Below are 13,250 nucleotides of genomic sequence, written 5' to 3'. Positions count from 1 at the left end.
AAGCGAAGGACAAGTCGAAGGCCAACGCCGAGCCGGAAGCCGACGCACAGGACAAGCCGGACGCCGAGCCGGAGGCCGCCGCGGAAGCGAAGGACAAGTCGAAGGCCAACGCCGAGCCGGAAGCCGACGCACAGGACAAGCCGGACGCCGAGCCGAAGGCCCACGCGGAAGCGAAGGACGAGCCGGAGGCCGACGCCGAGCCGGAAGCCGACGCACAGGACAAGCCGGACGCCGAGCCGAAGGCCCACGCGGAAGCGAAGGACGAGCCGGAAGCCGACGCGGAAGCCGACGTCGACGCGGAAGCCGACGCCGGAGACGACGCCGACGCCGGAGACGGCGCCCCGGCGATCCCCACCCCCCTCGCCCCCGCGTACGCCGCCGCGACCGCCGCGCTGGAGGCCCGCGGGCTCGCGGACACGCGGGCCCGCGTGTACCTCGTGCTGGACCGGTCCGCCTCCATGCGCCCGTACTACAAGGACGGCTCCGCCCAGGCGCTCGGCGAGCAGGCCCTCGCCCTCGCCGCGCTCCTCGCCCCGGAGGGCCCGGAGAAGGCCACCCTCCCCGTCGTCTTCTTCTCCACGGAGATCGACGGCACCGGCGAGCTCACCCTCTCCGCGTTCGAGAACAAGGTCGACGACCTGCACGCGGACCTCGGCCGGATGGGCCGCACCAGCTACCACGCGGCCGTCGCCGAGGTGCTGCGCCTGCACGACGCCTCGGGCGACGCGAAGGCCCCCGCCCTGGTCGTCTTCCAGACGGACGGCGCCCCCGACGCCAAGACCCCCGCCACCCAGGCGTTCACCGAGGCCGCCGCCTCGCACCCCGGCGTCTTCTTCTCCCTCGTCGCCTTCGGCGAGCACGACAACAAGGCGTTCGACTACGCCCGCAAGCTGAAGACCGGCAACACCGCGTTCTTCCACGCCGGCCCGACGCCGCTGGAGCTCACCGACCGCGAGCTCTACGACGGCGTCCTCGCCGACTGGCAGCCGGGGTCCCGCAAGGGCTGACGCCCGGCCGGTCCCGCCGCTCCAAGATCAACGGTGCCGCCCCCTCCCGCCGGTCAAAACGGGAGGCGGGCGGCACCCCCACGTCGGCTACGATTTCACGGTTCGACGACATAGCGACCTGGGAGCAGCCCCGTGGCTCGACACCTCATCACCAGCGCCCTTCCCTACATCAACGGGATCAAGCACCTGGGCAACATGGTGGGGTCCATGCTCCCGGCCGACGTGTACTCCCGTTACCTGCGCCAGCGCGGCCACGACGTGCTGTACATCTGCGCCACCGACGAGCACGGCACTCCGGCCGAGCTCGCCGCGAAGGAGCAGGGCCTGCCGGTCGCCGAGTTCTGCGCCCAGGCCCACGACGCCCAGAAGGCGGTCTACGACGGCTTCGCCCTCGCCTTCGACCACTTCGGCCGCAGCTCCTCGCAGGAGAACGTGGAGATCACCCAGCACTTCGCGCGGAAGCTGAACGAGAACGGCTTCATCGAGGAGCGGGCGATCCGCCAGGTCTACTCCCCGGCCGACGGCCGGTTCCTCCCGGACCGCTACGTCGAGGGCACCTGCCCGCACTGCGGCTACGACAAGGCCCGCGGCGACCAGTGCGAGAACTGCACCCGCGTCCTGGACCCGACCGACCTGCTGAACCCGCGCTCGGCGATCTCCGGCTCCACCGAGCTGGAGGTCCGCGAGACCAAGCACCTCTTCCTGCTGCAGTCCAAGCTCCAGCAGGAGGTCGAGGCGTGGGTGGCGGCCCACGAGGAGCGGTGGCCGCAGCTGTCGTCCTCCATCGCCCGCAAGTGGCTGACCGAGGGCCTGCACGACCGCGCCATCACCCGCGACCTCGACTGGGGCGTGCCGGTGCCGGCCGACACCTGGCCGGAGCTGGCCGCCGAGGGCAAGGTCTTCTACGTCTGGTTCGACGCCCCGATCGAGTACCTGGCCGCCACCAAGGAGTGGGCGGACGCCGACCCGTCGGCGGACCGCGACTGGAAGTCCTGGTGGTACGAGGCCGACGCCGAGTCCGGAGCCGGGAACCCGGTCACGTACACCCAGTTCATGGCCAAGGACAACGTCCCGTTCCACACGGTGATGTTCCCCGCCACCCAGCTCGGTGTGCGCGAGCCGTGGAAGAAGGTCGACGTCGTCAAGGCGTTCAACTGGCTGACGTACTACGGCGGCAAGTTCTCCACCTCGCAGAAGCGCGGCGTCTTCACCGACCAGGCGCTGGAGATCCTGCCCGCCGACTACTGGCGGTACTTCCTGATCGCCAACGCCCCGGAGTCCGACGACTCGTCGTTCACCTGGGAGCACTTCACGGCGACGGTCAACAAGGACCTGGCCGACACCCTCGGCAACTTCGTCAACCGGGTGCTGTCCTTCTCCAGGAAGCGCTTCGGCGACGAGGTCCCGGCGGGCGGCGAGCCCGGCGAGGCCGAGGCGCGGCTGGGCGAGCAGATCGCCGGGCTGCTGGCCGAGTACGAGACCCAGATGGAGGCCCTCCAGTTCCGCAAGGCCGCGGCCGCGCTGCGCGCGCTGTGGTCGGCGGGCAACTCCTACCTGGAGGAGAAGGCCCCCTGGCTGGAGATCAAGACCGACAAGGACGGCGCGGCGCTGACGCTCCGCACCGCGATGAACCTGATCCACCTGTACGCCGTCGTCTCCGAGCCGTTCATCCCGGCCAGCTGCGAGGCCATGCGCGGGGCGTTCCAGCTGGACGGCGACACCGCCACCTGGGTGTCCGCCGAGGAGGCCCGCGCGCTGAACTCCGTGCCGGTGGGCACCCCGTTCACCGTGCCGCCGGTGCTCTTCGCCAAGCTCACCGAGGACGACCTCGAGGCCTACAAGGAGCGCTTCGGCGGCGAGTGACACCGCCCCCTCCACCATCGCGTGAGGCCCGGGAACGCAACCGTTCCCGGGCCTCGGGCGTCTCACCGGACACACCGGTCAGGTCTCTGACCGGTGGGAACACCACACGTGGGGGGACCACATGGCACTCTTCGGCAACGCGCACCCGATCGACCCGGCCCAGGCGGCCCACGACTACGCCCGTCTGCTGGGCCAGGGCGAGCAGGTGCGGGCCGCGTACCTGCTGATCCGCGACACCATCATGCTCACCGACCGCCGTCTGATCCTGGTCGACAAGCAGGGCATCACCGGTAAGAAGACCGAGTACCACTCGATCCCGTACCGCTCGATCACCCACTTCGCCGTCGAGACAGCCGGCACGTTCGACCTGGACGCCGAGCTGAAGATCTGGGTGTCCGGCTCCCAGATGCCGATCACGAAGACCTTCACCAAGGGCGTGGACATCTACGAGGTGCAGGCGATCCTCACCCAGTACGTCGCCGGCTGACACGCCCCCTCTCACGGGGAGCGGCCCCGGGGGGCGGGCCAAGGCCAGGGCGGTCCGGCGTGCCGGAGCGGAAGATACGCGCCGTACCGGACGTATCGACCGCCCCGGCTTCGCAACGCGACGCGGCGGCCCTAAGGTTGCCGCTCATGGCAATCCCCCAGGTCATCCCGATCGCCCATGAGCCGGACGGCCGTACGGCCACCGTCGGCCGCTACGCCGACGGCCAGTTCCTGGCATCGGTGACGTACGCCTACCCGGCCGGGTACTCCCCCGACGACGGGTGGGAGCAGCACCGGCGGCTCTACGCCGTCCTGCACACCTTCGACGCGGACGGCGTCCACCGCGACACCGAGGTCTGGTGCGGCGGCACCTGGGCCGACCAGCAGCGCGACCCGGCGGTCCTCGGCCAGGCCGAGGCCCACCTGACCAAGCTGCTGGAGACCCTGCCGTCCCGCGCCTACGGCGACATCGCGGTCCGTCCCTTCCGGCGCGTCCTCGACGGCGTCCTCTTCGGCCTCCTCGTCGAGTCCGAGGAGGAGGGCGACGAGTGGGCCGAACTCCACCCCGACCGCCTGGGCTTCGGACCGCCGTGGGACGGCGCCCACGACGCCTGACCGTCCCCGGCGATCAGCTCGCCGAGGCGTACGCCACGAAGTCGGCCCAGGCCTCCGGCGCCAGCGCGAGCCGGGGGCCGACGTCGCGGTACTTCGAGTCACGGACGTGGACGGTGCCGGGGGCAGCGGCGATCTCGACGCAGGACTCGCCGTCGGTGCCACCGCTGTAACTGCTTTTGAACCACGCCAGTTCCGAGGCGTCCCCCGCTGCGGCCTTGCGGATCATGTCTCTCCCAGCAGTTGCTCGATGAACTCCAGCGACTCCCTCGATGAAAGAGCCTGCGCCCGGATCGTGCCATACCGCAGCTCAAGAATGTGCAGCTGCTTCGGGTCGGTGATCGGCCGACCGTTGAACGCACCATCGGAGCGACCGGCCGCAGTGCCGTCCGCGAACTTCAGCAACTCGATCCTGCCGTCCAGGCCGGGATGGGCTTCCGTGTTCGTCGGCATCACCTGAAGCGTGACGTAGTGCAACCGCCCGACCTCCAGCAGGCGTTCGAGCTGCTGACGCCACGCTCTCGTGCCTCCGACCTGGCGGCGGAGCGGCGCTTCCTCAAGGACGAAATGGATCGAAGGGGCCGGGTCGCGGTCGAAGACCGACTGCCGGGCCAGCCGCGCGGCGACCATCCGCTCCACGTCGTCGAGCGAGTACGGCGGCTGCGCCGCCCTGATGACCGACCGGGCGTGCTCGGGGGTCTGCAACAACCCGGCGATGATGTTGCACTCGTAGACGCCGATCTCGACCGCTCGCGCCTCCATCTGCGCCAGGTCCCGCACCTTCTTCGGGTACCGGACCTTCGCGACGTCGTCCTTCATCGCGGCGAGCAGCCCGCCCGCGTCCAGTACGTCGTCCGCCCTGTCCAGGTACTCCGGCCGGGGAATCCGCTTGCCGCCCTCGATCTTGTAGACGAGGTCCTCGCCGTACCCCACGGCCTTGCCGAAGTCGCCGGCACGCATGCCCACGGCCTCGCGCCGCAGCCGCAACTGCCGCCCCACGGTGGCCACGACGGCAAGTCCCCACTCGTCGTCCGGGTCCACCTCCCACCCCGGCTCGTCGGCCTCGGTCCTCAGCCGCCGAACCTCTCCGTCCACCGACATGCGCGCTCCTCCGTCGTCCCGCCTCGTGCCAGCCAGCCACGCCCTACCCGCACACGACGCCCCGACAAGCCCGGACACCACCGGACAAGCGCCGGACAGTCACCGTACGCAACCACCGTGTCACCGCCCACGGTAGGCCGGTGCGGCCACGCTGAGTGACATGAACGAGAAACCCCTCCGCGACTTCCGCGTGCTGCTGTCCCCCACCCCGCGTGGCGCCCGCCTCGCCCGTCTGCTCGCCACCGAGCAACTGCGGTCGTGGGGGCTTCCCCTGGACCCGGCGCGGCTCATCGTGGCCGAGCTGGCCAACAACGCCGCCACCCACGGGCGCGTCCCCGGCCGGAACTTCCAGCTTCGCCTCCGCGCTCCCGGCGGCACCCTCCGCATCGAGGTCACGGACACGCGCGGTGACCGGTTGCCGCGGCTCCGCGCCGCCCGCACCACCGAGGAGGCCGGCCGTGGTCTGTCCCTCGTGGCCGCCCTCGCCGACCACTGGGGGGTGATCCAGGGACCGTCGCCCCGCAAGACCGTCTGGGTCGAACTCACCTTCTCCGCGCCGACATCACCGGCACCTGGGACGTCCGTCCCCGGTGGTCCCGGTGCTCCCCATGAACCACCCACCGAGGAGAAGGCACCCAGCCAAACCCCTCCCCTCCCTCCTGCGGCGGCCGTTCACTCGGCCGAGTGAACATGTTGCACCGCGCCGCCGCGCGGGAGACATCCGCCGGTCCGCCCGGCGCACGAGGTCCCGACGATCCGCCGGCCGCGCCTCACGCCCGGGTGCCGCAGTCGTGCCCGGGCTCCCCGCGCAGGCCCACCTTGGCCAGCTCCAGAGCGGGCCCGGCATCGTCGGCGCCGTCGGCTCCGGCCGGTCGATCGGTCCCGCCCTGTCCGAGGACGGCGAAGACGAACCGCACGCCCGTCCCCGGGACGACGAAGTCCCGCTGGTAGGCGCGCAGTGCGGGCCGGTCGTCCGGCTCCCACCCGCATCCGGCCCGTTCCAGCGCGGCCTCCATCTCGGCCCGCCCGATGCCGCCGCCCCGGTAGGTGACCGGCTCACCCGTCACCGCGTCGGGCAGCTCCACCGGATCCCGGGCCGGCTGGAACGTCACCACGTGCACCCACCCGCAGCGGCACACCGCGAACTCCAGGTCCCCGTAGAAGCACCGGTGCGGCCACCGCCGCCTGCCGGTGACCGGCCCGGCGTCCACCGGGTCACCGAAGACCGCCCGGACGTCGTCCAGCCAGGCCCCGTCCCGCACCGGCCCGTGCCGGCCGGTCGCCGCCACCCGCGCCAGCACGTCCGCCAACGTCAACGCCACGGCCCCCTCACCCCCTGGAACGCCGAACGGGCTCCTCCCCGGCCACGACGGCCGGGGAGGAGCCCGTTCGGCACGACAAGAACCTACTTCGGCTGCGGCTTGCGCACCGAGAGGTGCAGCTCGCGCAGACGGGCCTCGTCCAGCTCGGTCGGGGCGCCCATCATCAGGTCCTGGGCGTTGCCGTTGAGCGGGAAGGCGATGGTCTCGCGGATGTTCGGCTCGTCGGCCAGCAGCATCACGATGCGGTCCACGCCCGGGGCGATGCCACCGTGCGGCGGGGCGCCGAAGCGCAGCGCGCGCAGCATGCCGGCGAACTCGCGCTCGACCGTCTCGGCGTCGTAGCCGGCGATCTCGAACGCCTTCAGCATGATCTCCGGCTCGTGGTTCCGGATCGCGCCGGAGGAGAGCTCCACGCCGTTGCAGACGATGTCGTACTGCCAGGCCAGGATGTCCAGCGGGTCCTGGTTCTCCAGCGCGTCCATGCCGCCCTGCGGCATGGAGAACGGGTTGTGCGAGAAGTCGATCCGGCCGGTCTCCTCGTCCTTCTCGTACATCGGGAAGTCGACGATCCAGCAGAACCGGAAGACGCCCTCCTCGAAGTGGCCGGCCCGCTTGGCGGCCTCGACGCGGACCGCGCCCATGATCTTGGAGACCTCGTCGAACTCGCCGGCGCCGAAGAAGACGGCGTGACCGGCGGCCAGGCCCAGGCGCTTGGTCAGCTCGGCGACGTTCTCCTCGGTGAGGAACTTGGCGATCGGGCCGGTCAGCGAACCGTCCTCGGCGACACGGACCCAGGCCAGGCCCTGCGCGCCCAGGTCGACCGCGAACTGGCCGAGCTGGTCGAAGAACTTGCGCGGCTGGGCGGCCACGTCCGGCACCGGCAGGGCGCGGACGTGCTTGCCGGCGAACGCCTTGAAGTCGGAGCCCTCGAAGACGTCGGTGATGTCGACGAGCTCCAGCTTGGCGCGCAGGTCCGGCTTGTCGGAGCCGTACTTCAGCATCGACTCGCGGAACGGGATCCGCGGGAACGGCGAGGTGACCTCGCGGCCGTTGCCGAACTCGGTGAAGAGCTCGGTCATCAGCTTCTCGATCGGCTGGAAGACGTCCTCCTGCTCGACGAAGCTCATCTCGACGTCGAGCTGGTAGAACTCGCCCGGCGAGCGGTCGGCGCGGGCGTCCTCGTCGCGGAAGCAGGGCGCGATCTGGAAGTAGCGGTCGAAGCCGGAGATCATCAGCAGCTGCTTGAACTGCTGCGGGGCCTGCGGCAGCGCGTAGAACCGGCCCGGGTTGAGGCGCGACGGCACGACGAAGTCGCGGGCGCCCTCGGGGCTGGTCGCGGTGAGGATCGGCGTCGCCATCTCGTTGAAGCCGAGCGCGGTCATCTTGTGCCGGATGGCGGAGATGACGGCGGTGCGCAGCATGATGTTGCGGTGCATGCGCTCGCGGCGCAGGTCGAGGAAGCGGTACTCCAGACGGCGCTCCTCGTTCACCCCGTCCTCGGCGTTGATGGTGAACGGCAGCGGGGCGGCGGCACCCAGCAGCTCCACCTCGGAGACCTCGACCTCGACCTCACCGGTCGGCAGGTCGGCGTTCACGTTCTCCTCGCCGCGGGAGACGACCTTGCCGTCCACCCGGACGGTCGACTCCTTGGACATCTTGTCCAGCGCCTCGTACGCGGCGGTGCCGGGACGGGCCACCAGCTGGGTGATGCCGTAGTGGTCGCGCAGATCGATGAAGAGGATGCCGCCCAGGTCGCGCCGATTGTGCAGCCAGCCGCTCAGCCGGACGTCGGTGCCGACGTCAGAGGCGCGGAGCTCGCCGCAGGTGTGGGACCTGTACCGATGCATCGTCGTTCATCCAGTCTTCGTGGAAGTGGGGTCTCCCGGCATGGCTCGGCCGGGCCCTCCCAGGGTACCGGTCACCCTGTCACCCCTTCCCCTTGGTTTCGCCCGCCCCGGAGGCCGCCGTCGCCTCCGCGGGCGGGCGGGGGTCCGCCGTTCACCCGGCCACCACGCGTGACGCCCCCTTTGCCCTTTTGGCGTGCTTGTCTGTGCGTGTTCGGGCTTTTGTCCCCCTGACCGAGGAGTCCGTATGACACGACATGCCCTGCGAGGGATACCGGGGCGCCGACGGCGCGCACTGCTGCTCGCGCTGACGGTTCCGGGCCTGGTGGCCGGCCTGGCCGTGGGCACGGCCGAGGCCGCCGCCGTGACGGTCACGACGGCGGCGGAGTCATCGTCCGTACCCGTCGCCCACGGTGACGACGACGGCGGTGGCGGCCACGGCGGAGGGGGCCACGGGGGTGGTGGTCACGGGGGTGGCCACGGCGGAGGCGGCCACGGCGGGGGTGAGCCCGGTCCCCCTGGCCCGCCCGGACCGCCCGGACCGGAGGGACCGGCAGGGCCGGAGGGGCCGCCCGGACCGCAAGGTGAGCAAGGAGAACCGGGCGCGACCGGACCCGCCGGACCCCAGGGCGAACCCGGCCCCGCGGGAGAGACGGGCCCCGTCGGCCCGCAAGGCGAAACCGGCCCGGCGGGCCCCGCAGGCCCTCCGGGCGAAACCGGCGCCACAGGGCCCCAGGGCGAAACCGGCCCCGCGGGTGAACCCGGCGCGACGGGACCGCAAGGCGAACCCGGACCCGCGGGCCCCGAAGGCCCCCCGGGCGAAACCGGCCCCGCAGGAGACACCGGACCCGCCGGACCCGCCGGACCCCAGGGCGAACCCGGACCCGCAGGTCCCGAAGGCCCCCCGGGCGAAACCGGACCCGCCGGAGACACCGGACCCGCCGGACCCCAGGGCGAACCCGGACCCGCGGGCCCCGAAGGCCCGCCTGGCGCGACCGGCGACACCGGCCCCGCCGGCCCGCAGGGCGAGACCGGGCCGGCGGGCCCGCAGGGTGAGGCCGGACCCGCGGGACCCCAGGGCGAACCCGGACCCGCGGGGCCGGAGGGCGCCCAGGGGGAGACCGGTGCCACCGGACCCCAGGGTGAGGCGGGACCCGCGGGGCCCCAGGGCGAACCCGGGCCCGCGGGCCCGCAGGGTGAGCCGGGGCCGGAAGGGCCGCAGGGCGAGCCCGGACCGCCCGGGCCCACGATGCCGCCGTTCTTCGAGGTGTTCGAGTTCAACGCGACCGTCCCCGCCGGGACGGACAACTACGTGGTGGAGGTCCCGCAGTGGTGCCCCTGGCCCGAGGGCCTGGCCGCCGTCGGCGGCGCCGCCGTCGACCCGGCGTCGGGGGTCCACGCCACCGGCACCAACCTCTATCCCGCGTGGCAGCAGCCGCCGCAGCAGCTGTTCACCAACCCCGGCACCGAGGACGCGGAGGTACGCGTCTGGGTGACCTGCGAGGTGCCGCGCTGGTGAGGTGAGCCGGACGCCCCCGCCCCGGGCTTCCTCCCCCGTCACCGGGGGAGGAACCCTGGGGCGCCCGCTCACGCCCTGTTGGCGGACGGCCGTCCGGAACAATCGCCTTCGCCTCGGATGGCAGCCTTGCTCACCGTCTTCCTACAGTGGAGCAATGCGCCACCACGATCCCCTGCCGGCCGAGAAGGTCACGGAGGTCCTGTCGAGTCTCTCGATCGGCCTCTGGCAGTGGGACACGGCCGCCGACAGGATCGTCGCCGACGCCGAGGCGGCCCGGCTGCTGGGTCTGCCCGCCGAGCCGGTGGTGCTGCGGGAGGCCCAGGTCAGGGCCCGGCTGCACCCCGAGGACTGGAACGAGATGCTGGGCGTCGTCCAGCTGGCGCTGGCCGAGGACACGCTCGCGGAGGCGCGGATCCGGGTGATGGGCGGGCAGGACCGGGTGCTGCGGACCCTGCGCACCCGCTGCCGTCCGACGTACGACGCGCTCCGCGACTCGTACGAGGTCGTCGGGCTGATCCAGGAGATCGGCGACGCGGGCCAGGGCGCCCCCCAGGGGCCGGTGATCGGCGACTGGCGGCGCAACCGGGAGGCGTTCCTGCTGGACGCGGGCCGGGCACTGGCCGAGGCGCCGTCGACGCAGGACGTGCTGCGGGTCGCCGCGGGACTGTCGATGCCGGGGTTCTCCCCGGACGGCCTGGCGGTCTTCGGCGTCGAGGGGGACCGGCTGACGGTGGTCGGGCACCACGGCCAGTCCGACGGCGACGAGGGCCCCTTCACCGAGATGTCGGTGAACACGGACTATCCCGCCGCCGAGGTGATCCGCACCGGCCGGGCCGTGTACCTCCGCTCGCCCGAGGAGTACCGGTCCCGGTACCCCGGCGGCTGGCCGCTGGCCGCGCAGTTCCACCGGCGGTCCTGGGCGTTCCTGCCGCTGGTGGTGGGCGGCCGGACGATGGGCGCCTGGATGGCCGGCTTCGCGCACCCGGTGAAGTTCACGCCCGACGAGCGCTCCATCCTCACCACCGTCGCCCGGATGCTGGCCCAGGCCCTGGCCCGAGCGGGCACCGCGGAGACCGAGCGCGAGCTCACCCAGGGGCTCCAGGCGTCGATGCTGCCGCGGCTGGGCCCGAAGATCCCGGGCCTGGAGATCAGCGGCCGCTACGTGCCGACCGGCGGCGGCCTCCAGGTCGGCGGCGACTGGTTCGACATGATCCCGCTGCCCGGCTCGACCGCCGCCACCGGCCCCGGCGGTCGCTTCGCCCTGGTCATCGGCGACGTCCAGGGCCACGACGTGCGGGCGGCGGGCCTGATGGGCCAGCTCCGCATCGCGCTGCGCGCCTACGCCTCCGAGGGGCACCCCCCGGACGCGGTGCTCTCCCGGGCCTCCCGGTTCCTGCACGGCGTCAACGACGCCGACGACCTGGGGGACGACCGCTTCGCCACCTGCCTGTACGTCGAGGTCGACCCCGGCACGGGCGTGCTCACCATGGCCCGGGCGGGCCACCTCGACCCGGCGATCCGGCTCGCCGACGGCACGGTCCTGCTCCGGCCGACCGCCGGCGGGGTGCCGCTGGGCGTCTGGGCCGACCCGGACTACCCCATCACCGAGTTCACGCTGGAGCCGGACCAGACCCTGCTGCTGTGCACCGACGGCCTGGCCGAGACCGGCGGGCACGACCTGCTGACCGGCTGGGAGCGGGTCCGGGACATCCTGGAGTCCGCCGACGACGAGGACATGGAGGACCTCGCCGACACCCTGGTCTCCGGGGTGCTGGGCCCCGACTCGTACCACCGCCCCGGCCCGCTGCCCGACCGCCGCGAGGACGACATCGCCTTCGTGCTGCTGCACCGGCTGTCCCTCGGCCAGGCGGCCAGGGAGCCGTCCCGCCGGATGGCCGCGACGGTCGCCCAGGACAAGCCGGACCGCATCGCGGACGCCCGCGAGGAGCTGCGGCAGCTGCTGCACGACTGGCGCGACCCGGACCAGGTGGACTCCGCGGTGCTGCTGACCTCCGAGATGCTGGCCAACGTCCTGATGCACACCGACCACGACGCCACCCTGCTGGCTCGGGTCACCGGGACGGCGGGGGCGCGACGGCTGCGGGTGGAGGTCACCGACGCCAGCGACTCGCTGCCGCACCGCCGCGACCCCGGGGAGCTGGCCTCCTCGGGGCGCGGCCTGTTCCTGATCGAGATCCTCGCCAACACCTGGGGCGTCGACCCGCGCGGGTCCGGCAAGACCATCTGGTTCGAACTCCACGAGCCCCCCGGCACCCCCGAGGCCCCCGCCCCGCCGCCGCCGGGGTCCCCCGGGCCCGAGGCCTGAGGGACCCTTTCCGCGTCCGCGGGGCCCCTGGGCGTGCCGACCGGTCGGAGGGGTCCGACCGGTCCGGCGGGGTCCGGAGGGGCGTCGCGAGGTTTGGATGGGCTTCGCGGGTCCGGAGGGGGCTTCGCGGGGTCCGGAGGGGCTTCGCGGGGTCCGGCCGGGTCAGCCCTGCGGGCCCTCCGCGGTCATCCCGTGGGCCGCCGGGATCTGCCCGAAGCGGCCCTTCTGGAAGTCCTCGAAGGCTTGCGCCAGCTCCTGGCGGGTGTTCATCACGAACGGCCCGTACTGCTGCATCGGCTCCCGGATCGGCTGCCCGCCGAGCAGGACGATCTCCAGGTCGGGGGTGTGCGCGTCCTGCCGCTCGTCCGCCCGGAAGGTCAGCGAGGACCCGTTGCCGTAGACGGCCGCCTGGCCCATGTGCAGCGGCCGCCGCTCCGCGCCCACCGAGCCGCGCCCGGCCAGCACGTAGGCGAGGGCGTTGAAGTCCTCGCGCCACGGCAGCGTGACCTCGGCACCCGGGGCGACGGTCGCGTGGATCATCGTGATGGGCGTGTGGGTGATGCCCGGCCCGCGGTGGCCGTCCAGCTCTCCGGCGATGACGCGCAGCAGCGCGCCGCCGTCCGGGGTGGTCAGCAGCTTGACCGTGCCGCCGCGGATGTCCTGGTAGCGGGGGGTCATCATCTTGTCCTTGGCCGGCAGGTTCACCCAGAGCTGGAGCCCGTGGAAGAGCCCGCCGGAGACCACCAGCTGCTCCGGCGGCGCCTCGATGTGCAGCAGGCCGCTGCCCGCCGTCATCCACTGGGTGTCGCCGTTGGTGATCGAGCCGCCGCCGCCGTGGGTGTCCTGGTGGTCGAAGGCGCCGTCGATGATGTAGGTGACGGTCTCGAAGCCGCGGTGCGGGTGCCAGGGCGTGCCCTTGGGCTCGCCCGGCGCGTACTCCACCTCACCCATCTGGTCCATCAGGATGAACGGGTCCAGGTGCCGGTACGCGATGCCGGCGAAGGCGCGGCGCACCGGGAAGCCCTCGCCCTCGAACCCGGTGGGCGCGGTGGTGACGGTCAGCACGGGGCGGGCGGCGGCCTCGGCGGGCGCGGTGACGCGCGGCAGGGCCAGGGTGTTCTCTACGGTCACGGCGGGCATGGCGTGCTACCTCCTGTGCGGCGCGTTCCT

At 72.7% G+C, this 13,250-nt stretch carries 12 protein-coding genes; 7 read left to right on the top strand and 5 right to left on the bottom strand.

Features of this window, described 5'->3' with window-relative positions; all coding sequences use genetic code 11:
• From ABZ836_RS22535 to ABZ836_RS22520, 4 genes are all read left to right on the top strand, one after another.
• Window positions 1-1,007, top strand: a 1,007-nt coding sequence (locus ABZ836_RS22535) for a VWA domain-containing protein (protein WP_361144783.1), incomplete at its 5' end; no start/stop codon positions are given.
• 132 nt (window positions 1,008-1,139) lie between these two features.
• On the top strand, window positions 1,140-2,870 hold the full coding sequence (gene metG / locus ABZ836_RS22530; protein WP_361144780.1) for a methionine--tRNA ligase: 1,731 nt from the start codon (window positions 1,140-1,142) through the stop codon (window positions 2,868-2,870).
• Window positions 2,871-2,991: 121 nt separating this feature from the next.
• Complete coding sequence (locus tag ABZ836_RS22525; protein ID WP_356136613.1) at window positions 2,992-3,357, top strand: PH domain-containing protein; 366 nt, start codon at window positions 2,992-2,994, stop codon at window positions 3,355-3,357.
• Between the two features lie 146 nt (window positions 3,358-3,503).
• Window positions 3,504-3,971, top strand: coding sequence for a hypothetical protein (locus ABZ836_RS22520; RefSeq protein WP_356136611.1), 468 nt, complete (start codon window positions 3,504-3,506; stop codon window positions 3,969-3,971).
• 13 nt (window positions 3,972-3,984) lie between these two features.
• Here ABZ836_RS22520 and ABZ836_RS22515 read toward each other — a convergent pair whose 3' ends face one another.
• On the bottom strand, window positions 3,985-4,197 hold the full coding sequence (locus ABZ836_RS22515) for a DUF397 domain-containing protein (RefSeq protein WP_361144777.1): 213 nt from the start codon (window positions 4,195-4,197) through the stop codon (window positions 3,985-3,987).
• The gene (locus tag ABZ836_RS22510; protein WP_361144775.1) at window positions 4,194-5,069 is read right to left on the bottom strand and encodes a helix-turn-helix transcriptional regulator; all 876 of its coding nucleotides are present in this window, start codon (window positions 5,067-5,069) and stop codon (window positions 4,194-4,196) included. Before ABZ836_RS22510 ends, ABZ836_RS22515 begins: the two co-directional genes overlap by 4 nt.
• A 160-nt stretch (window positions 5,070-5,229) precedes the next feature.
• Between ABZ836_RS22510 and ABZ836_RS22505 the strand changes: the two genes are divergently transcribed.
• Window positions 5,230-5,757, top strand: coding sequence for an ATP-binding protein (locus tag ABZ836_RS22505; RefSeq protein WP_361144772.1), 528 nt, complete (start codon window positions 5,230-5,232; stop codon window positions 5,755-5,757).
• A gap of 82 nt (window positions 5,758-5,839) precedes the next feature.
• Here the strand turns inward: ABZ836_RS22505 and ABZ836_RS22500 are convergent, their stop codons facing one another.
• Entirely contained in the window at window positions 5,840-6,391 is a 552-nt protein-coding gene (locus tag ABZ836_RS22500) for a hypothetical protein (RefSeq protein ID WP_356136603.1), read from the bottom strand.
• Between the two features lie 83 nt (window positions 6,392-6,474).
• Entirely contained in the window at window positions 6,475-8,238 is a 1,764-nt protein-coding gene (gene aspS / locus ABZ836_RS22495) for an aspartate--tRNA ligase (RefSeq protein WP_356136601.1), read from the bottom strand.
• Between the two features lie 1,246 nt (window positions 8,239-9,484).
• Here aspS and ABZ836_RS22490 point away from each other — a divergent pair.
• A complete protein-coding gene (locus ABZ836_RS22490; protein WP_356136599.1) occupies window positions 9,485-9,754 on the top strand; it encodes a hypothetical protein in 270 nt (89 codons plus the stop codon).
• 154 nt (window positions 9,755-9,908) lie between these two features.
• Window positions 9,909-12,080 (top strand): SpoIIE family protein phosphatase, encoded by a 2,172-nt coding sequence (locus tag ABZ836_RS22485; protein ID WP_356136597.1) that lies wholly within the window; start codon window positions 9,909-9,911, stop codon window positions 12,078-12,080.
• A 162-nt stretch (window positions 12,081-12,242) separates the two neighbouring features.
• On the opposite strand, the gene ABZ836_RS22480 is transcribed toward ABZ836_RS22485, so the two are convergent.
• The gene (locus ABZ836_RS22480) at window positions 12,243-13,220 is read right to left on the bottom strand and encodes a pirin family protein (RefSeq protein WP_356136595.1); all 978 of its coding nucleotides are present in this window, start codon (window positions 13,218-13,220) and stop codon (window positions 12,243-12,245) included.
• Window positions 13,221-13,250 lie beyond the last annotated feature (30 nt).

The organism is Streptomyces sp. NPDC047130 (assembly GCF_040643475.1).
Lineage (GTDB): Bacteria > Actinomycetota > Actinomycetes > Streptomycetales > Streptomycetaceae > Streptomyces.
The sequence above is the reverse complement of the archived record's forward strand: the minus strand, read 5'-3'. Positions and strand labels throughout refer to the sequence as shown.